General features: G+C 61.1%; 22 protein-coding genes. 2 read left to right on the top strand and 20 right to left on the bottom strand.

What is annotated here, in order from left to right:
* Window positions 1-24 precede the first annotated feature (24 nt).
* From I9018_RS09210 to I9018_RS09150, 13 genes are all read right to left on the bottom strand, one after another.
* Window positions 25-663, bottom strand: a complete 639-nt coding sequence (locus tag I9018_RS09210) for a TetR/AcrR family transcriptional regulator (protein ID WP_068577947.1) — start codon at window positions 661-663, stop codon at window positions 25-27.
* A gap of 739 nt (window positions 664-1402) precedes the next feature.
* Entirely contained in the window at window positions 1403-2194 is a 792-nt protein-coding gene (locus I9018_RS09205; RefSeq protein ID WP_068577949.1) for a TatD family hydrolase, read from the bottom strand.
* Window positions 2195-2275: 81 nt separating this feature from the next.
* Window positions 2276-3262: a DNA polymerase III subunit delta' gene (locus I9018_RS09200; RefSeq protein WP_241109245.1), complete on the bottom strand. Its 987-nt coding sequence runs from the start codon at window positions 3260-3262 to the stop codon at window positions 2276-2278.
* Complete coding sequence (gene tmk / locus I9018_RS09195; protein ID WP_068577953.1) at window positions 3255-3887, bottom strand: dTMP kinase; 633 nt, start codon at window positions 3885-3887, stop codon at window positions 3255-3257. Before tmk ends, I9018_RS09200 begins: the two co-directional genes overlap by 8 nt.
* A gap of 19 nt (window positions 3888-3906) precedes the next feature.
* Window positions 3907-5076: an endolytic transglycosylase MltG gene (gene mltG, locus I9018_RS09190; RefSeq protein ID WP_124346178.1), complete on the bottom strand. Its 1170-nt coding sequence runs from the start codon at window positions 5074-5076 to the stop codon at window positions 3907-3909.
* A gap of 3 nt (window positions 5077-5079) precedes the next feature.
* The gene (gene pabC, locus I9018_RS09185; protein ID WP_241109244.1) at window positions 5080-5895 is read right to left on the bottom strand and encodes an aminodeoxychorismate lyase; all 816 of its coding nucleotides are present in this window, start codon (window positions 5893-5895) and stop codon (window positions 5080-5082) included.
* Window positions 5895-7139, bottom strand: coding sequence for a beta-ketoacyl-ACP synthase II (gene fabF, locus I9018_RS09180; protein WP_068577959.1), 1245 nt, complete (start codon window positions 7137-7139; stop codon window positions 5895-5897). The genes pabC and fabF overlap by 1 nt, the downstream gene beginning before the upstream one ends.
* A gap of 110 nt (window positions 7140-7249) precedes the next feature.
* Entirely contained in the window at window positions 7250-7486 is a 237-nt protein-coding gene (gene acpP, locus I9018_RS09175; RefSeq protein WP_004884578.1) for an acyl carrier protein, read from the bottom strand.
* 196 nt (window positions 7487-7682) lie between these two features.
* A complete protein-coding gene (fabG, locus tag I9018_RS09170; protein ID WP_241109243.1) occupies window positions 7683-8423 on the bottom strand; it encodes a 3-oxoacyl-ACP reductase FabG in 741 nt (246 codons plus the stop codon).
* Window positions 8424-8439: 16 nt separating this feature from the next.
* Entirely contained in the window at window positions 8440-9378 is a 939-nt protein-coding gene (gene fabD / locus I9018_RS09165; RefSeq protein ID WP_241109242.1) for an ACP S-malonyltransferase, read from the bottom strand.
* Between the two features lie 126 nt (window positions 9379-9504).
* Entirely contained in the window at window positions 9505-10515 is a 1011-nt protein-coding gene (gene plsX, locus I9018_RS09160) for a phosphate acyltransferase PlsX (protein WP_083235822.1), read from the bottom strand.
* 3 nt (window positions 10516-10518) lie between these two features.
* Complete coding sequence (gene rpmF, locus I9018_RS09155) at window positions 10519-10701, bottom strand: 50S ribosomal protein L32 (protein ID WP_010447173.1); 183 nt, start codon at window positions 10699-10701, stop codon at window positions 10519-10521.
* A 13-nt stretch (window positions 10702-10714) separates the two neighbouring features.
* Window positions 10715-11242: a YceD family protein gene (locus I9018_RS09150; protein WP_068577967.1), complete on the bottom strand. Its 528-nt coding sequence runs from the start codon at window positions 11240-11242 to the stop codon at window positions 10715-10717.
* A 104-nt stretch (window positions 11243-11346) separates the two neighbouring features.
* Between I9018_RS09150 and I9018_RS09145 the strand changes: the two genes are divergently transcribed.
* Complete coding sequence (locus I9018_RS09145) at window positions 11347-11925, top strand: nucleoside triphosphate pyrophosphatase (protein ID WP_241109241.1); 579 nt, start codon at window positions 11347-11349, stop codon at window positions 11923-11925.
* Window positions 11926-11976: 51 nt separating this feature from the next.
* On the opposite strand, the gene sppA is transcribed toward I9018_RS09145, so the two are convergent.
* Genes sppA through rluC form a run of 3 tightly spaced genes read right to left on the bottom strand, consistent with a single transcriptional unit; the run spans window position 11977 to window position 14596 of the window.
* The gene (gene sppA, locus I9018_RS09140; RefSeq protein ID WP_241109240.1) at window positions 11977-12966 is read right to left on the bottom strand and encodes a signal peptide peptidase SppA; all 990 of its coding nucleotides are present in this window, start codon (window positions 12964-12966) and stop codon (window positions 11977-11979) included.
* Between the two features lie 21 nt (window positions 12967-12987).
* On the bottom strand, window positions 12988-13650 hold the full coding sequence (locus I9018_RS09135) for an HAD-IA family hydrolase (RefSeq protein ID WP_241109239.1): 663 nt from the start codon (window positions 13648-13650) through the stop codon (window positions 12988-12990).
* On the bottom strand, window positions 13640-14596 hold the full coding sequence (rluC, locus tag I9018_RS09130) for a 23S rRNA pseudouridine(955/2504/2580) synthase RluC (protein ID WP_068577974.1): 957 nt from the start codon (window positions 14594-14596) through the stop codon (window positions 13640-13642). The genes I9018_RS09135 and rluC overlap by 11 nt, the downstream gene beginning before the upstream one ends.
* A gap of 712 nt (window positions 14597-15308) precedes the next feature.
* On the opposite strand from rluC, the gene rne reads away from it, so the two are divergent.
* The gene (gene rne, locus I9018_RS09125) at window positions 15309-18500 is read left to right on the top strand and encodes a ribonuclease E (protein WP_241109238.1); all 3192 of its coding nucleotides are present in this window, start codon (window positions 15309-15311) and stop codon (window positions 18498-18500) included.
* A gap of 64 nt (window positions 18501-18564) precedes the next feature.
* Here rne and I9018_RS09120 read toward each other — a convergent pair whose 3' ends face one another.
* The 4 genes from I9018_RS09120 to I9018_RS09105 are packed head-to-tail and all read right to left on the bottom strand — an operon-like array spanning window position 18565 to window position 22935.
* On the bottom strand, window positions 18565-19161 hold the full coding sequence (locus I9018_RS09120) for a nucleotidyltransferase family protein (protein WP_241109237.1): 597 nt from the start codon (window positions 19159-19161) through the stop codon (window positions 18565-18567).
* Window positions 19158-20153, bottom strand: coding sequence for an XdhC family protein (locus tag I9018_RS09115; RefSeq protein ID WP_241109236.1), 996 nt, complete (start codon window positions 20151-20153; stop codon window positions 19158-19160). The genes I9018_RS09120 and I9018_RS09115 overlap by 4 nt, the downstream gene beginning before the upstream one ends.
* Entirely contained in the window at window positions 20153-22468 is a 2316-nt protein-coding gene (locus tag I9018_RS09110) for a xanthine dehydrogenase family protein molybdopterin-binding subunit (RefSeq protein WP_241109235.1), read from the bottom strand. Before I9018_RS09110 ends, I9018_RS09115 begins: the two co-directional genes overlap by 1 nt.
* Window positions 22465-22935, bottom strand: a complete 471-nt coding sequence (locus tag I9018_RS09105) for a (2Fe-2S)-binding protein (RefSeq protein WP_068577985.1) — start codon at window positions 22933-22935, stop codon at window positions 22465-22467. The genes I9018_RS09110 and I9018_RS09105 overlap by 4 nt, the downstream gene beginning before the upstream one ends.
* Window positions 22936-23105: the final 170 nt, after the last annotated feature.

The following is a 23105-nucleotide window of genomic DNA, read 5'->3' as shown; positions in this document are numbered from 1 at the left end:
GGCGCAATCCAACGCTTGAGCGCGTCAGTGGTTCGAGGTGTCGGGGTCGCGCTTGCGCTTGTTGCCCATGCGCACGCCGATGTCCATCAGGAACTGGAAGAAGCCTTCCTGGTCTTCCAGCACATTGCTCCAGAACGGCGAGTGGTACAGCGCCACGGCACCATGGACCAATGCCCAGGAGGCGCAGTAATGGAAGTACGGAGGCACGTCTTCCAGCTTGCCTTCGCTGATACGGCCCTTGATCAGCAGGGTCAGGCGCTCGAAGTTGGAAGCACGGATCTTGTGCAGTTCCTCGACCATCTCCGGAACCTGGTTGCCCTTGACCACCTTCTCTTCCAGGCGGTCGAACAACCGGTAGCGCTGCGGGTCGCGCATGCGGAACTCGAAGTAGGCCCGGGACAGGGCCTCCTTGTCCTTGTCGACATCGGCAGAGTGCAGCAACTCGTTCAAATCCCGCTCATAGTCGAGCATCAGGCGCAGGTAGATTTCCGCCTTGGACTTGAAGTGCTTGTAGATGGTCCCTTTGCCGATACCCACGGCATCCGCAATCATCTCGACGGTGACGCTGTCTTCACCTTGATCGAGGAACAGCTTGAGCGCGGTATCGAGAATTTCTTGCTCACGGCGACGAAATTCACGGACCTTACGAGGTTCTTTCTGCATAAGAAAAGGTCTGTTCGGGGTCAAAATCGAAGCCGCGTATTATGCCTAACTTGCGCCAAAATGCACGGATCATCCGTCGTTGCCACGGTTTCCGACACAAAACTCGATCTGCTGGAAGCCCCCGGAGTGAGCCTGAAAAACCCGCTATCGCCCATGGATACTGGGGCCAAAGGCAGTTCCAGAAGCAAACATCGAGCGAGTCAAAGGCTCGAATCAGACTACAAGGTCCAGCCTTTCCTACAGCAAGAACCCATGACCACTCAAAGCCTAGTGCTCGACGAAAATAATGCAACGAGTCGCGATTCCAACATGCGGGCTACCAGACAAGCTCGATTCGACTGCATCAGTCGCAATGCAAAGCAGGGACAAGCACGGTTCTGCAGCCAGGGTGATGAGTGCTTGCTAAAAAACGGACAGAACGGCCTATTTCACCGAAAAAGAAGGCAGATCCGGCTATTTTCAACGAAGCAATGCACAATCCTGCAACAGGCCCGGCAAGTGAGAACTCATGGGAAGCGCTCGTATTCCAAATTTGTTTAAAAAACGAGCAGGGGTAACTGGACTCAATACGATAGTGATCAATACTTGAAATGTCGGCGGGACATCTCCCCCAAGTGAAACGCCGATCTAGGTACCGAAGGACCGCGTGCCTTAGTTTTACTCCTAATGGTCTTAACCCGGATTCACCCCCCAGAACCCGGGTTTTTTTTGCCTGGAATTTGCCGCGCCGGCGCGCGCCTCAGATCGCGCTCTTGACCCTGGCCAAGGGAAACAGGCGCTTGAAGTTCGCCGTGGTCTGTTCGGCAAACGCCTCATAGGACTCACCGCGCAACATGGCCAGGAACTCCGCCACTTCACGCACGTACTGCGGCAAGTTGGGCTTGCCGCGATAAGGTATGGGTGCCAGGTACGGCGAATCGGTCTCCACCAGCAGGCGGTCGGCCGGCACTTGCCGCGCTACGTCGCGCAGGGCATCGGCATTGCGGAAAGTCACGATTCCCGACAGGGAAATGTAGAACCCAAGATCCAGGGCCGCCTTGGCCATGTCCCAATCCTCGGTGAAGCAATGCAGCACTCCAGCGTTGGGCAATGCCGCTTCGCGCAACAACGCCAGGGTGTCGGCACGGGCGCCCCGGGTATGCACGACCACTGGCTTGCCGGTCTGCTGGGCGGCCTGCAGGTGCAGGCGGAACGATGCTTGCTGCAACTGGGCAGCTTCGGGTTCGTAGTGATAGTCCAGGCCGGTCTCGCCAATGGCCACCACACGCGGATGGTTCAACTCGTCCAGCAGCCAGTCCAGGGCCGGCGCAGCCCCTGGTTGCACGTCCAAGGGATGCACCCCCACTGAACAATCGACATCGTCATAGCGGTCGGCCAGGGCCTTGACGTCCGCCGCATTGTCGGCACTCACGCCGATGCACAGGAAATGCCCCACGCCACGCTGGCGGGCCGCTGCCAGTGCGGCATCAAGGGAGCCATCATGGGCGGCAAGGTCGAGGCGATCGAGGTGGCAATGGGAATCTACAAGCATAGGGCTACAACTGCATCCGATGAATGAAAGGCCGGAGGTCGTTATCCGGCCGGGAACAGGTCTGATTCTAGGCGCCGCGCATCAGTTCCGGGTAGGCAGCGCCGCCCACTGGACCAGCAACGCCTCCAACAACAGGACACGATTGAGATTGGCCTTGTTCAGGACCTTCTGCCGTTGGACCAGGATCCAGTCCTGGATCTCCAGGACCCTGGCCTGGGGCGATTTCTGCGCCAGGTACTGCACCACCTTGCGCATATCAGCCAATCCCAGCCCGTCCTCGTCCAGGGTCAGTTGATAGCGCAGGGCCAGGTTCGACCAGTCACAGAACCAATCGAACAGCAGCAACAAGGGAATGGCGTTCCAGGACTCGGCCAACTGGGTTGGCGACTGCTGTTGCTTGAGCAGCTTCTTCACCCCTTCCACTACCTGCGCACGCTGCTCACGAACGCCCTGGGCCTGCAATCCGGCGGCAGCCAGGGGCGAACCGGCAGCCAGGGTCAACAGCTCCACTCGCTCCTCTTCGCTGCATTCGGGCAAGGCTGTGGCCAGCCACTGCAGGCTCATAGCCTCGCTGGGCAACGGACAAGCCTGCTGCACGCAGCGGCTCTTGATGGTCGGCAACAACCGACTGGGCTGGTGGCTGACCAGCAACAGCACAGTGTCTCCGGAAGGCTCTTCAAGGCTCTTGAGCAATGCGTTGGAAGCATTGATGTTCATCGCCTCCACAGGCTCGATCAGCACCACCTTGCGACCGCCCAACTGCGCGGTCTGGACCACGAAACTCACCAGCTCGCGCACCTGGTCGACCTTGATCGCCTTGTCCGCCTCTTCGGGCTCCAGGATGTAGTTGTCCGGATGGCTGCCCGCCTGCAGCAGCAGGCAGGACTTGCATTGCCCGCAGGCGTCCAGCCCTTGTGGCTTCTGGCACAGCAAGCGCGCCATCAGGCGCTCGGCCAGGGCTCGCTTGCCGATCCCCGCAGGGCCATGCAGGAGATAGGCATGGGCATGCTGGGTACGCCCGGCCAATTGCTGCCAGAGGCTCGCCTGCCAGGGAAAGACGTCAGCCACGGGCGCGCTCCAGCAAGCGAGGCACCAGGGCATCCAGGGATTGCTGGACCTGGGCCAGGGGCTGTGCCGCGTCGACCAGGAAGTAACGTTGCGGGGCGCCAGCAGCGCGCTCAAGGAACGCCTCGCGGACCTTCTGGAAAAAAGCCTGCCCTTCCAGCTCGAAGCGATCCAGGCGACCACGGGCACTGGCCCGCGCCAGGCCAACTTCTACCGGCAGATCGAAGACCAGGGTCAAATCCGGCCGCAGCTCGCCCTGGACGAAATCCTCCAGGGCCTCGATCCGCTCGAGGCTCAAGCCACGCCCCGCGCCCTGGTAGGCGTAGGTGGAGTCGGTGAACCGGTCACAGAGCACCACCGCACCACGGGCCAGTGCGGGACGGATCACCGTCGCCAGGTGCTGGGCACGGGCCGCGAATACCAGCAGCAGTTCCGTATCGCTGTTCATGACCTCGTCAGCCGGGGTCAGCAGCACGTCACGGATACGCTCGGCCAGGGGAGTACCACCGGGCTCGCGAGTCAGCACGACCTCGATGCCTGCGGCGCGCAAGCGCTCGGCAAGGTACTCACGATTGGTGCTTTTGCCCGCGCCTTCCGGGCCTTCCAGAGTAATAAACAAGCCTGTCACGGGCAGTCCTTGATCAAATTCATTGTGGGCTTTTCGGGGCGGGTTCGGGCTCGCCAGCTGCAGGAGCCGCCAGCGGGGTCGATGGCGCTTGCTCAGCCTCGCCCCCTGCGCCACCAGCCGCCGGGGTTCCGGCCTCCGAAGTTGCCGGGGCGCTCGCAGGTGCCGGACTGGAACGGTAATCGGCACGCCGCTTGAGCTGAAACTCGCGCACAGCACTGTTGTGGGCGTCCAGGTCGTCGGAGAAGACATGGCTGCCATCTCCCCTTGCAACAAAGTACAGGCTCTTGCCCGCCACCGGATTAAGCGCGGCGTGAATCGCCTCGCGCCCCACCATGGCAATCGGCGTCGGTGGCAGACCGGCATTCACGTAGGTGTTGTAGGGCGTGGACTCTTTCAAGTGCGCCCGGGTCAGCTTGCCGGTGTAACGCTCGCCGAGACCATAGATCACCGTTGGATCGGTCTGCAGCAGCATGCCAATTTGCATTCGACGCACGAATACTCCAGCGATCTGCCCGCGCTCCTGGGGTACGCCGGTTTCCTTTTCCACCAGCGACGCCATGATCAGCGCCTGGTAGGGATCACTGTAGGGTGCATCGTCGGCCCGCTTGCTCCACTCCTTGGCCAGCACCTCGTCCAGACGGACGTAGGCTTTTTCCAGAAGCTCGGCATCGGTCATGCCACGAACAAAACGATAGGTGTCGGGAAAGAAGCGCCCCTCGGGAAACACCCCGGCATGCCCAAGCTTGTCCATCACCTGGCTGTCGCTGAGGCCTGCCAGGGTCTGCTGCAGTTTGTCGCTCTTGGCCAGGGCGTTGCGAACCTGGCGGAAGTTCCAGCCCTCCACCAGGGTCAGGCTGTACTGCACGACCTCGCCCCGTTGCCAGACCCCGATCAGCCCCTCGGCCGTCATCCCCGGAGTCATGCGGTACTCGCCACTGTGCAGAGGTTGGTTAGGCAGATTGAAACGCCAGTACAAGCGCAACCAGAAGGCATCCTCGATGACACCGTCGGCTTGCAAGCGATTGAAGGTACCGGTGGGAGTGGAGCCTGCAGGAACATCCAGCAACTGCTCCTGGCTCAGGTTCAGCGGTTGCTCAAGGGCCGAGTGCAACTTCCAGGCACTTGCACCCAACAGCAGCCCTGCCAGGACCAGTCCGGTTTCCAGCAGGAGCAATAATTTACGTCTCACGAATCAAGCATCCAGTAGTGCGCGGGTAATGCCCTGCAGTTTACGGGTGAGCGGTCCTGCCGACCAGCGCATCCCGGCGCAGCACAGTACCGGCCAGATGCCATAGACACTGTTGCAGACAAAGACTTCATCAGCCTGGTGCAACTGCTCAAGACTGATGTCGGTGATCGCTACGGGAATGCCTTGCAGCTGGGCCTGGGCGAGGATTTCGCCACGCATCACCCCGGCCACGCCACAACGGCTCAGATCCGCCGTCAGTAGCTGCCCTCCAGCGACCAGGAACAGATTGCTGAACACGCCCTCGATCACGTGCCCGGCGCCATCGAGCATCAGGCCTTCGGCGTGGTCACTGTCGCGCCATTCGGCTCGGGCCAGGACCTGCTCCAGGCGATTGAGATGCTTGAGACCAGCCAGCAAGGGCTGCTCGGACAAGCGCGTGGAGCAAGGAAACAGCTGAACCCCTTGTGCGGCATGGGCCGCCGGGTAGGCCGGCAAGGCACCGCCCTGGAGGATCCGCCGCGCCGGCGCCGCAGGATCGGCCGCGTAGCCCCGCAGGCTATCGCCCCGGGTCAGGATCAGCTTGAGTACCCCTTCGCCCAGGGCTTGGGCATAGGCCAGCACTTCGCTGCGCACCAGCTCCGGATCCGTCACCAGGGCCAGGCGCCGGCAGCCTTCGGCCAGACGCTGCAAGTGCCGCTCGAGCAGCAGCGGCTTGCCGGATCTGACGGCGATGGTCTCGAACAGACCATCGCCGTAGGCCAGGCCACGGTCCTTGAGCGACAGAGCGTCAGCCGGACGACCGTCGACCCAGCTGTGCATCACTCGGAAAACCGACGGAATACCAGGGAGCCGTTGGTCCCACCAAAACCGAAGGAGTTGGACAGCACGACATCGATATCCATGCTGCGCGCAGTGTGCGGCACGAAATCCAGGTCGCAGCCTTCGTCCGGCTCATCCAGGTTGATGGTGGGCGGTGCGACCTGGCTGTTGATCGCCAGCACACTGAAGATCGCCTCGATCGCCCCGGCGGCACCCAACAGGTGGCCAGTCATGGACTTGGTGGAGCTGACCGCGAGCTTGTAGGCGTGGTCGCCGAACACACTCTTGATCGCTTCGGCTTCCGCCAGGTCACCAGCAGGCGTCGAAGTACCATGGGCATTGATGTACTGCACCTGATCGGCATTGATCTTCGCGTCGCGCAGGGCGTTGGCGATGCAGCGAGCTGCACCGGCGCCGTCTGCGGGCGGTGATGTCATGTGATAGGCGTCGCCGCTCATGCCAAAGCCGATCAACTCGGCATAGATGGTGGCGCCGCGCGCCTTGGCATGCTCCAGTTCCTCCAGGACCAGGGCTCCGGAGCCGTCAGACAGCACGAAACCATCACGCCCCTTGTCCCATGGACGGCTGGCGCGGGTAGGCTCGTCGTTGCGAGTCGACAGTGCACGGGATGCCCCGAAGCCGCCCATGCCCAGGCCGCAAGCAGCCATCTCGGCGCCGCCGGCAATCATCACGTCGGCTTCGCCGTAAGCAATATTGCGCGCAGCCATGCCGATGCAGTGGGTACCCGTGGTACACGCCGTGGAAATGGCGTAGTTCGGCCCCTGGAGCCCCAGGTGAATGGACAGGAAGCCGGAAATCATATTGATGATCGAGCCGGGCACGAAGAACGGGGAAATCCGCCGCGGGCCGGAATCGTGCAAGGTGCGGCTGGTTTCCTCGATATTGGTCAGACCGCCAATACCCGAGCCCATGGCCACGCCAATGCGATCACGGTTGGCGTCGGTGACTTCCAGGCCCGCATTGCGCACCGCCTGGAATCCGGCCGCCAGGCCGTATTGAATGAACAGGTCGAGCTTGCGGGCCTCTTTGGCCGACAGGTATTCCTCGACATTGAAGCCCTTTACCGAGCCGCCAAAACGGGTGGAATAGGCAGAAAGGTCGGTGTGTTCGATCAGACCGATGCCACTTTGGCCAGCCAGAATGCCCTGCCAGCTGCTCGGTACATCAGTACCCAGTGGCGACAACATACCCATACCGGTGACTACGACGCGTCTACGCGACACAGCACTCTCCTTTTTCTAATGACGACGCTTTGCATCAGGCCTAAAGAAAAAACCGCACGCCGTGACGGCAGTGCGGTTTTTCCATGACAGCAAAAGACGACTACAAACGATTAAGCCTGATGGCTGTTAACGTAGTCGATAGCTGCTTGAACGGTAGTGATCTTCTCAGCTTCTTCGTCAGGAATTTCGGTCTCGAATTCCTCTTCCAGAGCCATCACCAGCTCAACGGTGTCAAGGGAGTCGGCACCCAGGTCTTCAACGAAGGAAGCGGTGTTAACAACTTCTTCTTCTTTAACGCCCAGTTGCTCAGCAACGATTTTCTTGACGCGCTCTTCGATGGTGCTCATACCTTGTTTTCACTCCTAATGGACAAATTCAGGCAGCTGGCCAGTGGGTAAGTGTATAGAAAGGCTTTTCAGCTTTTCAACCGAAAGCTTTACCCCTCAAACCCTTTGGCCATCTGCCTATAAATAGATTGCAGCTTTATAACGGATTTTAGACAGCTCGTATGACATTTTTTTGAAGCAATCCGTCACATTTGACTCACATGTACATCCCGCCGTTGACCGGGATTGTAGCCCCAGTAACGTATGCCGCACCGTCGGAGGCCAGGAAAGCGACCACTTGCGCGATCTCTTGGGCCTGCCCCAGACGACCCAGCGGAATCTGTGCCTGCAGGGCTTCACGCTGCGCTTCTGGCAGCTCACGGGTCATATCGGTATCGATAAAACCGGGAGCGACCGCGTTCACGGTGATCGACCTTGAACCCACTTCTCGCGCCAGGGCGCGGCTGAAACCTTCCAGGCCAGCCTTGGCGGCGGCGTAGTTTACTTGGCCTGCGTTACCCATGGCACCCACAACCGAACCAATATTGATGATTCGGCCCCAGCGAGCCTTGGTCATGCCGCGCAGTACACCCTTGGACAGGCGATACAGACTATTGAGGTTGGTATCGACCACGTCGTACCACTCGTCGTCTTTCATCCGCATCATCAGGTTGTCGCGGGTAATACCGGCATTGTTCACCAGGATAGCCGGTGCACCGAACTGCTCGGTGATGCTGGCCAGCACCGCAGCCACGGATTCATCGCTGGTGACATTGAGTTCCAGGCCAGTGCCCTGGACACCATTTTCCTTGAGGGTCGCGGCGATACGCTCGGCACCCGAGGCAGAAGTGGCAGTGCCCACGACAATAGCGCCCATACGCCCCAGCTCAAGGGCGATAGCCTGGCCGATACCGCGGCTGGCGCCGGTCACCAGTGCAACTTTACCTTGCAGACTCATGCAAGCTTCTCCTAGTTCAGGCCAACTCTGCGCGCGCGGCAGCGAAAGCTTCTGGGGTATTCAGGTTAGAGGTCGCCACACCTTCGGCGCAGCGCTTGTTGAGGCCGGCCAGGACCTTGCCCGGACCACACTCGACCAATTGGGTAGCACCGCTGGCTGCCAGGGTCTGCACCGACTCGACCCAACGAACCGGTTTGTACAACTGCTCCAGCAAGTCACGCTTGAGGGTGTCCAGATCCACTGCCACTGCGGCGCTGACGTTCTGCACCAGCGGGATCTGTGGCGCCTGCCAGTTGATCGCTGCGATCGATTCGGCAAAACGCTCAGCCGCCGGACGCATCAACTCACAGTGAGATGGCACGCTGACCGGCAAAGGCAGGGCGCGCTTGGCGCCACGCGCCTTGCAGCCTTCGATGGCACGATCCACCGCCGCCTTGGCACCGGCGATTACAACCTGGCCCGGAGAGTTGTAGTTCACCGCGCTAACCACTTCACCCTGGGCAGCTTCGTTACAGGCCGCCACCACATCGGCATCATCCAGGCCAAGAATCGCGGCCATGCCGCCCTGGCCTGCCGGCACAGCTTCCTGCATCAGCTGGCCACGGCGTTCCACCAGCTTGACCGCTTCAGCCAAAGTCAGGCTACCAGCAGCAACCAGCGCGCTGTATTCGCCCAGGCTGTGACCGGCAACGAAAGCCGGCCGCGCACCACCCTCAGCCAGCCATACGCGCCAAAGGGCGATAGAGGCGGTGAGGATCGCAGGCTGAGTCTTGTCGGTTTGATTGAGCAGCTCTTGCGGACCCTCCTGGGTCAGTGCCCAAAGGTCGTAGCCCAAAGCATCGGAGGCTTCTTTGAAAGTATCGAGGACCAACGGGTACTGCGCGCCCAGCTCGGCCAACATGCCGAGGGACTGCGAGCCCTGCCCTGGAAAGACGAATGCGAGGGATGCAGACATGTAACAAGCCCCTAATGATCTTGTCGTCGAAGAATTGACGTCACACCGAGGTGGACGCAAGAAACTGACAGTTGGATGGCCAATTGAACTGAGCGGTCACATTTAAGCATTTCAAGAGCCAAACGCCTAAAGCAGCAAGTCTTCAAGACGCCCATGCAGGCGACGCGGCAGATCTTCCTGGATCTCGATCAGCGCTCGCTGAATCGCACTCTGGAACCCCTGGACCCCAGCCGAACCGTGGCTTTTCACCACAATGCCCTGCAGCCCGAGAAAGCTTGCGCCGTTGTGCCGGGCCGGCGCCAGATCGGCCTGCAATCGCCGCATCAACGGCAACGCCAGCGCCCCCACAGCCCTGGACAGCAGGCTGCGCCTGAACAAGGCCTCGATACGGGATGAAATCATGGTGGCCAAGCCCTCACTGGACTTGAGCAGGATGTTGCCGACGAATCCGTCGCACACCACCACGTCGGCCTCACCACGATACAGCCCGTCGCCCTCGACGAACCCTATGTAGTTCAAGCCACGGGCCTGCTGCAAAAGGCTCGCTGCAAGCTTGACCTGCTGATTACCCTTGATGTCCTCGGTGCCGATGTTCAGCAAGGCCACCCGGGGACGAGCGATGCCCAGGGTTTGCGCCGCAACCGAGCCCATGATGGCGAATTGCAACAGATGCTCGGCACTGCAATCGACGTTGGCCCCCAGGTCGAGCAATTGGCAGTAGCCACGCTGAGTGGGAATGGCAGCCACCATCGCCGGGCGATCAATACCGGGCAGGGTCTTGAGTACGTAGCGCGACAGCGCCATGAGCGCCCCGGTATTACCGGCACTGACACAGGCCTGGACCTTTTCCTCGCGCAACAGCTCAAGCGCCACCCGCATCGAAGAATCGGGCTTGCCACGCAGGGCCTGGGAGGGTTTCTCGTCCATGGTGACCACCTCGCTCGCAGGGGTAATCGTCAGGCGCGAGCGATCCACAGCCGGCTGGCCAGATAACAGTTCTTCAAGGAGGGAGGGTTGACCCACAAGGGTCAGGTGCAACGATGGGGTAGCAGAAAGGCAAGCAATACTGGCCTGAACAATGCTGCGGGGACCGAAGTCCCCGCCCATTGCGTCAATCGCGATGACTTGAGCGGACAAGGATTACTCGTCAGCGCCCTTGTCGATCACTTTACGACCACGGTATACGCCTTCTGGCGATACGTGGTGACGCAGGTGAACTTCACCAGTGGTTTTTTCTACGGACAGAGCGCTAGCCTCGAGAGCATCGTGGGAACGACGCATGTCACGGGCAGAGCGGGATTTTTTGTTCTGCTGAACAGCCATAATTGATTAACTCCTAAACGTTTGGGTCACGCTTTAACTGCGCCAATACACTGAACGGGTTGGACCGCGTTACCTCGTCCTCGCTCGGCTCGGGCTCGTCGAGCCCGTCCGGCTGCTGGCATTCTTCCGGATGATGAGCAGGCACGATTGGCAGGGCAAGCAAAAGCTCTTCCTCGATCAACGCCTGCAGATCCAAAGGATCCTCGCCCAGTTCCAGCACGTCATAACCTTTCGGCAACGACTGGGTATTTGCACCCTCTTTCACCACCGCGTAACTGCATTCGCTGTGGATCGGCAGGGTGACCAGCTCAAGACAACGCTGGCAAACCATTTTGACTTCGACGTCGATAGAACTGTGGATAACCACAGACTTACGCTCGTCGCGCTCGAAAACGAATTTGGCCTGCACCGTACCGACGTTGTCGGAAAGCGGGTCGCAGAGTCTCTCCAAATCGGCCAGCAACACCTCCCCCTCAAGGGTAGTGCCACGATCAGCCAATTTGCGCGGGTCAACGTGAGATGGAATCGGGTCATTCAACATAGGCGCAGCATTATAGGGATGCCCCCAGCCATGTCAAAGGAAATTCAGCCCTGTCCGTCACTTGTCCGCCCGGCTAGAATCTCCGGCCTGCCCAGGAGATGTGCATGCTGCCTTTATTACTCGCCTCAAGCTCGACCTACCGCCGGGAACTACTGTCCCGCCTGCAACTCCCCTTCACCTGCGCGTCCCCGGACATCGACGAAAGCCATCGCCCAAACGAGAGCGCCACGGAGCTGGTCAAGCGCCTGGCCGAGGAAAAGGCCCGGGCACTTGCCAGCAGCCATCCAACGCACCTGATCATCGGCTCGGACCAGGTCGCCGTGCTAGGCGAGAGAATCATCGGCAAGCCCCATACTTTCGCCAAGGCCCGCCAGCAACTCCTGGATGCCAGCGGCAAGAGCGTGACCTTCCTGACCGGGCTCGCCCTACTGAACAGCCAGACCGGCCAATGCCAGGCGGACTGCATCCCCTTCAAAGTCAACATGCGTCAACTCAACAGCCAGCGCATCGAACGCTACCTGCACGCCGAACAGCCATTTGACTGTGCCGGCAGCTTCAAGGCCGAAGGCCTCGGAGTGAGCCTCTTTCAAAGCACCGAAGGCTGCGACGCTACCAGCCTGATAGGCCTGCCATTGATTCGCCTGATAGACATGCTGCTGGCCGAAGGTGTGGAAATCCCCTGACCAGACAGCAAAAAGCCGGCATTCAAGCCGGCTTTCATCCAACACCCAAGATCAGCGCAAGACCGGCCCCTGAAAGCCCATCCACATCGCGATCCGCTCAGCCATGCTGGTACCGAGCCTCTTGGAGAAACGATCGAGCGGCGACTCCTGGACGGTGAAGTCCACCAGTTCTTTTTCGCCGATCACATCGCGCGCAACCGAACTGGTACTCCCCAAACCATCGATCAACCCCAACTGCAGAGCCTGCTCCCCCGACCACACCAGGCCAGAGAACAGCTCGGGATGCTCCTTGTCCTTGAGACGCTCACCCCGCCCCTGCTTGACGCTGGCAATGAACTGGCGATGAGTGGTGTCCAGCACCCCCTGCCAGAACAGGGTCTCTTCAGGCTTTTGCGGCTGGAACGGATCGAGGAACGACTTATGCTCGCCAGAGGTATAGGTTCGACGCTCGACCCCCAGCTTCTCCATGGTCCCGACAAAACCATAACCGGCCGCTGTCACTCCGATCGAGCCCACCAGGCTGGCCTTATCGGCATAGATCTGATCAGCAGCGCTGGCAATGTAGTAAGCGCCAGAAGCCCCCAGATCGGAAATGACCGCATAGACCTTGGTGTCCTTATGCAGCGCACGCAATCGACGGATTTCATCATAGACATAACCGGACTGGACCGGACTGCCGCCAGGGCTGTTGATCCGCAGGACGATCCCCTTGACCTTGGGGTCGTCAAACGCATTGCGCAGGCTACCGACAATATTGTCCGCACTGGCGGACTCCTTGTCCGCGATCACGCCAACCACATCGATTACCGCGGTGTAGCTGCCGCCACGGGCAGCATTTTTTTCCATGCTCATCAGCGGCGTGAACAATGCCAACGCCAAGATCAGGTACACGAAGGTCAGCAACTTGAAAAAAATCCCCCAGCGTCGTGAACGACGCTGCTCCTGGACACCAGCCAGCAGGGTTTTCTCCAACAGCTTCCAACTCTTGTCATCGGCACCTTCTGCACTGGAGCTGCTTGGTGCTTTCCATTCGTCGGTCATGCGTAACACCCCAACAACAAATTAACCGGCACCCTGGCCAAGCCAGGCGTGCAACTGAGGAAAATGATCGATGGACAGGCGCGGCTCAAGCGCCTGCAACGCCTCGATAGGCTGGGCACCATAGCTCACAGCAACCGAGTCCATACCGGCATTGCGCGCCATCAACAGGTCAAAGGACGAATCGCCGACCATCAAAGCCTGGCGCGGCCCCACACCACAATGAGCAAGGATTTCCTCCAGCATCAGCGGATGCGGCTTGCTGGCCGTCTCATCGGCAGCCCGGGTGATATCGAAGTACCCTTCCCAGCCATGGGCTTTCAGCACCCGATCCAGGCCGCGCCGCGCCTTGCCGGTCGCAACAGCCAGCCGATACCCCTCGACCCGCAAGGCCTCGAGAGACTGAACGACCCCGGTAAACAGCGGCGAAGGCTCTGCATCAAGCGCGATGTAGTGATCAGCGTAGTGCTGACGAAAGACCACCAACTGCCTGTCATCGATCTCGGGATACAGCGTCCGGATCGCCTCTGGCAAACCCAGCCCGATGATGCCCTTGACGGCCGAATCATCACACCGGGGAAAACCAGAACGATCAGCGGACACATGCATCGACTCGACAATCCGACCGATGGAGTCCGCCAGGGTGCCATCCCAATCGAAGATCAGCAGTTGGTAATCAGGGTGCACTCAGGCGCTCCACAGTCTTGGCCCACATCTCGTCTACCGGGGCCTGCAACTTCAATTCGCCACCGTCGGGTAGCGGTACCGTCAGCATGTAGGCATGCAGGAACAGTCGCTTGCCGCCCAGGTCACGGATTTCCCGAGTGAAGTCGTCGTCGCCGTACTTGCTGTCACCGGCGATGCAGTGCCCGGCATGCAGCGTATGTACACGAATCTGGTGAGTACGACCGGTTACCGGCTTGGCTTCGACCATGGTGGCAAAATCACCGAAACGACGCAGGACCTTGAATACCGTCAAGGCCTCCTTGCCCTCCTCATTGACCTCCACCATGCGCTCCCCGGAACGCAGGTTGCTCTTGAGCAGCGGTGCACGCACCTGTTTCAGGCTAGTAGCCCAATGCCCACGGACCAGCGCCATGTAGCGCTTGTCCACGCCATCGCCACGCAATGCAGCATGCAAGTGGCGCAACATGCTGCGCTTCTTAGCGATCATCAGCAGGCCGGAGGTATCACGATCGAGCCGATGCACCAGCTCAAGCTCCTTGGCATCCGGACGCAACTGACGAAAGGCTTCGATCACCCCGAAGTTCAGGCCACTACCGCCATGTACGGCAATGCCAGCGGGCTTGTTGATCACAATCAGCGCCTTGTCCTCGAAGACGATCGCCGCTTCAAGGCGTTGCAACAGCCCTTGGGCCAGGGGCACCGGCTCGTCGCGCTCAGGCACGCGCACCGGTGGCACGCGCACGATGTCCCCTTCCTGCAACTTGTACTCAGGCTTGATTCGCCCCTTGTTCACTCGCACTTCGCCTTTGCGCAAAATGCGGTAGATCAAGGTCTTAGGCACGCCTTTGAGTCGAGCGAGAAGAAAATTATCAATACGTTGGCCGGCATATTCCGGCGAGACCTCAAGCATTTGGACGCCTGGGGTCGAGGGGGCAGTAGTCGTCATGGGGCGGATAATAACAATTTTTATGGATTTGAAGCACTTAATGATTACTGCTATAGTCGCGAACGCCGCCAAAAGCGGCTGGACAGAGGAAGAGCGGCAAACAGCCGGCCCTGACCAACGCAATTCATAAGGACGCAAGGCCGTCCTACGCAGCTCTCGCTATATAACGGAAGAGTTGGACGCTGTAACAAGCGCAGGTGACATGAGGCCTGAAACCCTAGAAAGCAGAGTGCTAACTCGCCTTCTACGCAGCGATTAACGGCCAGTTCACAAAGTGCAGTCAGCAACTGAAACCTCCGAGCAAGAACTGCGGAAACAACGCCTTAGCCATAATGCGTGATCTCCCCTTCGGAGCTCACGGTAAATGCCAACCCGCTGCAGATTCTGCGCGCGGCAGCACCCGAATTATCAGGGATACGTGTAGGGTGGAGATGCACAACCGTCGGACTGTGTAGCATTAGGCTTTATCAAGACGCTTCATCCCGTCCACAGTTATCGGTTGATTCCTCCTCCTGACAGACTTTTGCTTAAGCGGTGCCTTAGTCACCACAGCAAGCAGGACGCGTGAGTCGCGACTTCGTCCCAGTCACTGACGGGACGGACCTCGCTAGACACTCGAGTGGTCACCCACTCCTGACGCACCTGACACCGACCGTGAGAAGTCGTGTGTGCCGAACGCCGTTTCCGGCAGCCCGGAAACCGACGGTACTACATGAAAAGAATGCTGATTAACGCAACTCAACCCGAAGAGTTGCGTGTTGCCCTGGTAGATGGCCAGCGCCTCTACGACCTGGACATCGAGTCCGGTGCTCGCGAGCAGAAAAAAGCCAACATCTATAAAGGCCGTATCACTCGCATCGAACCTAGCCTCGAGGCTGCCTTTGTCGACTTCGGCTCTGAGCGCCATGGCTTCCTGCCCCTCAAAGAAATCTCCCGCGAATACTTCAAGAAAGCCCCCGAAGGCCGCGTCAATATCAAGGACGTGCTGAGCGAAGGCCAGGAAGTCATCGTCCAGGTCGAGAAAGAAGAGCGTGGCAACAAGGGCGCTGCCCTCACCACCTTCATCAGCCTGGCCGGTCGCTACCTGGTCCTGATGCCGAACAACCCACGGGCAGGTGGCATCTCCCGCCGCATCGAAGGTGAAGAGCGCAACGAACTGCGCGAAGCGCTGAACGGCCTGGTGGCTCCTGCCGACATGGGCCTGATCGTCCGCACCGCCGGCCTGGGTCGCAGCAGCGAAGAAATGCAGTGGGACCTGGACTACCTGCTGCAACTCTGGACCGCCATCAAGGAAGCGTCCCAGGACCGTTCCGCACCATTCCTGATCTACCAGGAAAGCAACGTCATCATCCGCGCGATCCGCGACTACCTGCGCCAGGACATCGGCGAAGTGCTGATCGACAGCGTCGAAGCCCAGGACGAAGCCCTGACCTTCATCCGCCAGGTGATGCCGCAATACGCCAGCAAGATCAAGCTGTACGAAGACAGCGTACCGCTGTTCAATCGCTTCCAGATCGAAAGCCAGATCGAGACCGCCTTCCAGCGCGTGGTCGAACTGCCTTCCGGCGGCTCCATCGTCATCGACCCGACTGAAGCCCTGGTGTCCATCGACATCAACTCGGCTCGCGCCACCAAAGGCAGCGACATTGAAGAAACCGCCCTGCAGACCAACTTGGAAGCAGCGGAAGAAATCGCTCGCCAACTGCGCCTGCGTGACATCGGTGGCCTGATCGTCATCGACTTCATCGACATGACCCCAGCCAAGAACCAGCGTGCCGTGGAAGAAAAAGTCCGCGAATGCCTGGAAGCCGACCGTGCCCGCGTGCAGATCGGCCGCATTTCGCGCTTCGGCCTGCTGGAGATGTCCCGCCAACGCCTGCGTCCATCCCTGGGCGAAAGCAGCGGCATCGTCTGCCCACGCTGCAGCGGCACCGGCATCATCCGTGACGTCGAGTCCCTGTCCCTGGCGATCCTGCGCCTGATCGAAGAAGAAGCCCTGAAGGACCGCACCGCCGAAGTCCGCGCTCAAGTGCCGATTCCGGTTGCCGCCTTCCTGCTCAATGAAAAACGCAATTCGATCACCAAGATCGAACTGCGTACCCGGGCCCGTATCGTCATTCTGCCGAACGACCATCTCGAGACGCCGCACTTCGAAGTTCAGCGCCTGCGCGATGACAACCCGGATGCCAACACCAACCAGTCCAGCTACGAGATCGCCGCTGCCGCTGCCGAGGCCGAGGAGGTTCAACCAGCCGCCGCGACCCGCACCCTGGTCCGCCAGGAAGCCGCAGTGAAGACGGCTCCGGCCCGCGCCAACGCCCCGGTTCCAACCGAAGCCGCGGCCCCGGTCGCCGCTCCAGCCCCAGTTGCCGAGCCAAGCCTGTTCAAAGGCCTGGTCAAGTCCCTGGTCAGCCTGTTCGCGACCAAGGAAGAGCCAGTAGCTCCAGCTGTAGTCGAGAAGCCGGTAACCGAGCGACCTGCCCGCAACGAAGAGCGTCGCAACGGTCGCCAGCAGAGCCGCAATCGCAACGGTCGTCGCGATGAAGAGCGCAAGCCTCGCGAAGAGCGTGCTCCACGTGAAGAACGCGCCCCACGCGAAGAACGCCAGCCACGCGAACTGCGCGAAGCCCGCGAGGAAGCGCCAACCACCGCTCGTGAAGAGCGCCAGCCACGTGCTCCGCGTGAAGAACGCCAGCCGCGCGCCCCACGTGAAGAACGCAAGCCACGCGGCGAGCGCGAAGAGCGTGTGCGCGAACTGCGCGAGCCACTGGACGCTGCTCCAGCGGTAGCTGCCGCAACCGCCGTGGTTGCCGAAGAACGTCCGGCCCGCCAGCCTCGTGAAGAGCGCCAGCCACGCCAGCCACGCGAAGAACGCCAGCCACGCACTGAGCAGGCTCAAGCCGCGGCTGCCAGCGAAGAAGAAGTGCTGCCGAACGAAGAGCAACTGCAGGAAGAAGGCCAGGACAACGCCGATGGCGAGCGTCCACGCCGTCGTTCCCGCGGCCAGCGCCGTCGCAGCAATCGTCGCGAGCGCCAGCGTGATGCCAACGGTAACGTGATCGAAGGCTCGGAAGAAAATACCGAAGAGCCAAGCAGCGACGACCTGGCTGCCGGTCTTGCGGTCACCGCCGCTGTTGCCAGCACCACCATCAGTGCCAGCGCCGAAGCCGAGGCTCACCAGCAAGCCGAGCGTGCGACTGCTGCCGTGGAAGAAAAAGCCCCTGAAGCACCAGTGGTTGAAGCCACCACCCCGGTAGAAGCTCCAGCAGCCCCAGCGGTCGAAGCGGCTCCGGTAGTCGAAGAGCAGCCAAAGGTTGAAGTGGTCACCGAGCCTGCCGTGGTAGTCCAAGCCCAGCCAGTGGTCGCCGAACAGCCGGTAGCCGAACCGATCGCCCAGCCAGTGGTTGAAGAAAAGGCCATCGAGCCTGCCCAGGAAGCCCCGGCACCAGCTCCGGTGGCCGAACCGGTAGTCGTCGAACAGCCCGTGGTTGCCCAGCAGCCAGCTCAAGCCGAGGAACCGGCTCCGGTTGCAGCCCCCGTAGCTGTCGAAGCACCAGCTCCAGTGGTTGAGGCCACCCCAGCCAGCGCCCTGACCAGCAACGGCCGCGCCCCGAACGACCCACGTGAAGTGCGTCGCCGCAAGCGTGAAGCCGAGCGCCTGCAGAAGGAAGCCGAACTGGCCGCCGCTACCGCTTCGACTGAAGCCGAAGTGACTGCCGAGCCTGCTCCGGTAGAAGCGCCAGCCGTGATCGAGACGGCACCACAAGCTGTCGAGGTCGTTGAGGCTCCGGTAGCCGAGCCTGCGATCGAGCAGCCTGCCCCAACAGACGAGGAAGCACCTCGCGCTGTCGAGCACGTTGCACATGCCGAGAAAGAGCAGCACGAACCTAAACCCCTCGCCTGATTCCACCGGCCAATGAAAAGCCCCGCCCGGGTAACCGGGCGGGGCTTTTTCATGCCTGCATCATTTAACCACCTCGATAGAACAGCGCCTCCGGCAAGTCCACATCCCAGGTCACCCCAGGATCCGTCACCGGCACCTCGACCACTTGGCCCGAAGCGAACAGAGGGCGAGCACCACGATCACCGGACAGTCCCCGCAATGCGTTGCCATAAGATCGCCCAAACCCCACCGGATGACCAAGCTCGGCCCCTAGACGCGGAACACTGATGCTCTCCTCGGTCAATGCATCGATCAGCTGGCCAGCAGTATCGGGCAGGATAAAGGGCATATCCCCCAACCAGATCATCCAACCATTGGCATCGGCACAAGCAGCCACTGCCACAGCCAGGCTATGCCCCATCCCCATGGACTCCAGCAACAGCACCTGGCAACCGTAGGCATGCGCCAGTTCCACCACCTGCGGTCGATCCGGCGTGGTCACCAGCACTCGTCGCTCAACCTGCACCGGCAAATTCACCAGCACCTGTTCCAATACGGGACGCATTACCCCGTCACGACCACGGCACGGCGCCAGCAACTTGTCCTTCTCAGCTCCGGCCATCTGACGAAAGCGCGTGCCCTGCCCCCCCGCCAGGATGATTGCACAGGGCCGCTCGTTCACTTCACCGTCTCCACCACCCGCGCCGGCAGCTTCTTCTGCAACAGCTCGACGCCATTCTTGAGCGCAACGATTTCCGCCAGCAGCGACAAGGCAATCTCTGCCGGTGTGTGGCTGCCGATATGCAACCCGACAGGTCCGTGCAAGCGCTCGATGGACTGCGCCGACAGGCCCAGCAACGCCAGGTTGTCCCGACGTTTCTGGCTGTTGGCCCGGGACCCCAGGGCGCCCACATAAAATGCCCGGGAGTCCAGTGCCGTCAGCAACGCCATGTCATCCAGGCGCGGATCATGGGTCAGGGCCACCACCGCCGTGCGCTCGTCGGGCTCGATGCTCAGCACGGCATCGTCAGGCATTCCTGCGACGAACCGCCCATCCTGTGCTTCCCAACCGTGTACAAACTCCTGGCGCGGATCGCAGATCAGTACTTCGAAATCCAGCAGGCGCGCCATCTGCGCCACATAGCGTGACAGTTGCCCGGCACCGATCAGCAACAAGCGCCAGCGCGGCCCATAGATTGCTCGCAGGATCACCCCATCAAACGCCAGTTCATCACTGCGACTCGCCGCTTTGAGCAGCACCTCTCCAGTGCGCAGGTCCAGCTCCCTGGCCACGATCTGGTGCGCCTGGCAACGTTCGAGCAGCTCGGCGACCCAGGCCGGATCCCCAACCCGCTCCTCGGTCAGGCGCAAGGTTCCCCCGCAGGGCAAGCCGAAACGCGCCGCCTCCTCCAGGGTCACGCCATAGGTCACCAGTTGCACCGGTGGCCCATCCGGCAGCAGGCGCCCATCTCCCAGGCGAGTGATCAGGTCGTCCTCGATGCAGCCACCGGACACCGAGCCGATCACCACGCCATCGTCGCGCAGGGCCAACATGGCCCCGGGCGGTCGCGGCGCACTGCCCCAAGTCTGGACCACGCTGTACAGCACTACCGCGTGCCCGGCACGCCGCCACTCCAGGACGCTACACAGGACATTCAGGTCGACGCTGTCCATCAAGCGCTCGCCTGTTGCCAGCCCTGCAACTGGTAACGCACCGGCAGGCTACGGATACGCTTGCCAGTGGCGGCGAAGATCGCGTTGCACAACGCCGGGGCAATCGGAGGCACGCCGGGTTCCCCCACACCGCCCAGCGGCACCTCGCCAGGTGGCGTCACCAGATGCACCTGGACCTCCCGGGGCGCCAGGGACATGCGCGCCACTTCGTACATATGGAAATTGTCCTGCTGGACCTTGCCATCCTTGAAGCTGATTTCCCCCAGCACCGCATTGCCCAGCCCCATGACGCAGGCCCCTTCGAACTGCGAGCGGATGCGCTCAGGATTGATCTGCGGACCACAATCCACGGCAATGTCGGCCTTGTGCACAATCAAGGTGCCATCCGCCTTGACCTCCACCTCGATCACCGCCGCCACATAAGTCACGAAGCTGTAGTGCACCGCCAGCCCCAGGCCACGCCCCTTGGGCAACTCACGGCCCCAGCCAGCGGCTTTCGCCGCGGTTTCCAGTACCGTACGCAGGCGCCCGGTATCGATGGGGTAGCGCTCGGGGGACTCGCCGTAGTTCCACTCCTCGCTCAAGGTCCGCGGATCGATCTTCCGATCCGGCCCCAGCAACCGCAGCTGATACTTCAACGGATCCTCGCCGGCCTTGTGGGCCAGCTCATCAACAAAACTCTGGATCGCGAAACCGTGGGGAATGTTCGAGACCGAGCGATACCAGCCAACCCGGGTATGGGCCGCCGCCTCCGGGTTCTCCAGTCGCACATTGGGGATCGCATAGGCCATGTTGGTGAAACCCATGCCCAGTTCGAAGGCCGCCTCATGGTTCATGCCCGGGGCGAACAACGCGGTGATGCTCGGTGCCACGGTGCGATGCAGCCAACCCGCGGGCATACCGTCCTTGTTCAGCCCGGCCTTGAGGTACTCGGCCGACACGGTATGGAAGTACGAGTGGTGGATGTCGTCCTCACGAGTCCATTGCACCCGTACCGCCTTGCCGGGAAAAGCCTTGGCCAGGACCGCCGCCTCGAGAATGAAGTCGGGCTTGGACTTGCGGCCGAAACCACCGCCCAGCAATGTCACGTTCACCGTGACCTGATCGAAACCGATGCCCAGGCGCTCGGCAATCCGCTCGCGCGTCACCTGTGGTGCCTGGCTCGGCGCCCAGGCTTCGCAGCGTCCCTCCTGGAAACGCGCCACGGCCACCATCGGCTCCATGGGTGCCTGGGCCAGGTGTGGCAAGTAATAGGTAGCCTCCAGGCTGCTGTCGGCGCCACCCAGGGCCCCATCGATATCGCCGGTGCTGCGCACCACCTTGCCCGGCTTCTGCGCGGCCGCTTCCAGCTCCTTGCGATACTCGATGGAGTTGTAGCTGGCGTTGGCCCCATCATCCCATTCGATCTTCAAGGCATCGCGCCCCTTGATCGCCGCCCAGGTATTGCTCGCCACCACCGCCACTCCGCCCAAAGGCTGGAACTCCGAAGGCAATGGGCGACTGTCGATGGGGATTACCTTGATCACCCCCGGTACTTTCAGTGCAGCGCTGTCGTCCACGGACTTGACCTTGCCGCCATACACTGGCGGCCGCGCCACCGTAGCGAAGAGCATGCCTTCGAAGTGCACATCGGCGCCGTACACCGCACGGCCATTGACGATGTCCTCGCCATCGATCGCCCGGGTCGCTTCCTTGCCGATGTACCGAAACTGCGACGCCGTCTTCAGGCGCAAGCTGTCCCGCGCCGGTACCGCCAGGGCCCCGGCAGCCACAGCCAGGTCGCCATAGCCCAGCTCCCGCCCGCTGGGCTGGTGGACCACCTTGTGCAGCTGCGCCCGGCATTCCGCCAGTGGCACTTGCCACTGCGCGGCAGCCGCCTGCTCCAGCATGGTCCGCGCGGCGGCGCCACAACGGCGCATGGGCTCGAACCAATGGCGCATGCTGCGCGAACCATCGGTGTCCTGATTGCCATAGCGCGCTTCGTCACCTGGCGCCTGCTTGACCTTGACCCGGGCCCAATCGGCCTCCAGCTCATCAGCCACCACCATGCTCAGACTGGTGCGCACGCCCTGGCCCATTTCCGAGCGATTGCAGATCACCGTCACCGTACCGTCGGCGTCGATCCTGACATAGACCTTGGGATCGTCGACCCAGCCATGGGGCATGCCTTCGGCACCGAACTTCTTGTCCTCGGCAAACGCATCCTGCCAACCCCAGCTAGCAGCCAGCACCAGGGCACCGGTGGCGCCCACGCCCTTGAGGAACCCCCGGCGACTGAGGTTGTTCAGTGTGAAATCACTAGGCAAGCGGTTCATGCCTTGGCCTCCTGCAAGTGAGTGGAGGCCTGGCGGATCGCGGTCTTGATCCGATTGTAGGTACCGCAGCGACAGATATTACCGAGCATCGCTTCTTCGATCTGTTCATCGCTGGGATTGGGATGGGTCTTGAGCAGCGCAGTCGCAGACATGATCTGGCCACCCTGGCAGTAACCGCACTGGGCCACCGCAGTATCGAGCCAGGCTTGCTGAACCACCTTACCTACCGGGTCATTGTGCAGGTTGTCGATGGTGCTGACATTCTTGCCCAGGACCGAGCCTACGGGGGTAATGCAACTGCGTGCCGGATCACCATCGATATGGATGGTACAGGCGCCGCACAGGCCCATGCCGCAGCCGAACTTGGTACCGCTATAGCCGATCACATCGCGAATGGCCCATAACAGGGGCATGTCCTCGGTGACGTCCAGGGGGTGATCTTGACCATTGAGCTTAAGGGTAATCATGGGCACGCCCGCATTCTGTAGGGTGATGGGGTCGAGCCATCTGTCGCGCGGCACCGCGATCGCGGGGCACGCAGATCGGCTCAGGCTAATCGGGCTCTCTTATGAAGACAGGGCTTCAACGGGCCTTTCAGGGATAACAAAAGCACATTCTTAGCCTGCTAAGTTAAGCC

It is taken from the genome of Pseudomonas sp. MPFS (assembly GCF_022537035.1).
GTDB classification, from domain to species: Bacteria; Pseudomonadota; Gammaproteobacteria; order Pseudomonadales; family Pseudomonadaceae; genus Aquipseudomonas; species Aquipseudomonas sessilinigenes.
Note: the sequence above shows the minus strand (reverse complement) of the source record. Positions and strands in the feature narration are given on the sequence as shown.

Bases quoted from the DNA above. Each gene is read 5' to 3' on its own strand.
- I9018_RS09115 (WP_241109236.1), bottom strand. From the start codon at position 20,153: ATGGACAGCGTCGACCTGAATGTCCTGTGTAGCGTCCTGGAGTGGCGG.
- I9018_RS09210 (WP_068577947.1), bottom strand. From the start codon at position 663: ATGCAGAAAGAACCTCGTAAGGTCCGTGAATTTCGTCGCCGTGAGCAA.
- acpP (WP_004884578.1), bottom strand. From the start codon at position 7,486: ATGAGCACCATCGAAGAGCGCGTCAAGAAAATCGTTGCTGAGCAACTG.
- fabD (WP_241109242.1), bottom strand. From the start codon at position 9,378: ATGTCTGCATCCCTCGCATTCGTCTTTCCAGGGCAGGGCTCGCAGTCC.
- sppA (WP_241109240.1), bottom strand. From the start codon at position 12,966: ATGACCGACGAATGGAAAGCACCAAGCAGCTCCAGTGCAGAAGGTGCC.
- I9018_RS09105 (WP_068577985.1), bottom strand. From the start codon at position 22,935: ATGATTACCCTTAAGCTCAATGGTCAAGATCACCCCCTGGACGTCACC.
- pabC (WP_241109244.1), bottom strand. From the start codon at position 5,895: ATGCACAGCTGGGTCGACGGTCGTCCGGCTGACGCTCTGTCGCTCAAG.
- I9018_RS09145 (WP_241109241.1), top strand. From the start codon at position 11,347: ATGCTGCCTTTATTACTCGCCTCAAGCTCGACCTACCGCCGGGAACTA.
- fabG (WP_241109243.1), bottom strand. From the start codon at position 8,423: ATGAGTCTGCAAGGTAAAGTTGCACTGGTGACCGGCGCCAGCCGCGGT.
- I9018_RS09110 (WP_241109235.1), bottom strand. From the start codon at position 22,468: ATGAACCGCTTGCCTAGTGATTTCACACTGAACAACCTCAGTCGCCGG.
- I9018_RS09150 (WP_068577967.1), bottom strand. From the start codon at position 11,242: ATGTTGAATGACCCGATTCCATCTCACGTTGACCCGCGCAAATTGGCT.
- rpmF (WP_010447173.1), bottom strand. From the start codon at position 10,701: ATGGCTGTTCAGCAGAACAAAAAATCCCGCTCTGCCCGTGACATGCGT.
- rluC (WP_068577974.1), bottom strand. From the start codon at position 14,596: ATGACGACTACTGCCCCCTCGACCCCAGGCGTCCAAATGCTTGAGGTC.
- I9018_RS09205 (WP_068577949.1), bottom strand. From the start codon at position 2,194: ATGCTTGTAGATTCCCATTGCCACCTCGATCGCCTCGACCTTGCCGCC.
- rne (WP_241109238.1), top strand. From the start codon at position 15,309: ATGAAAAGAATGCTGATTAACGCAACTCAACCCGAAGAGTTGCGTGTT.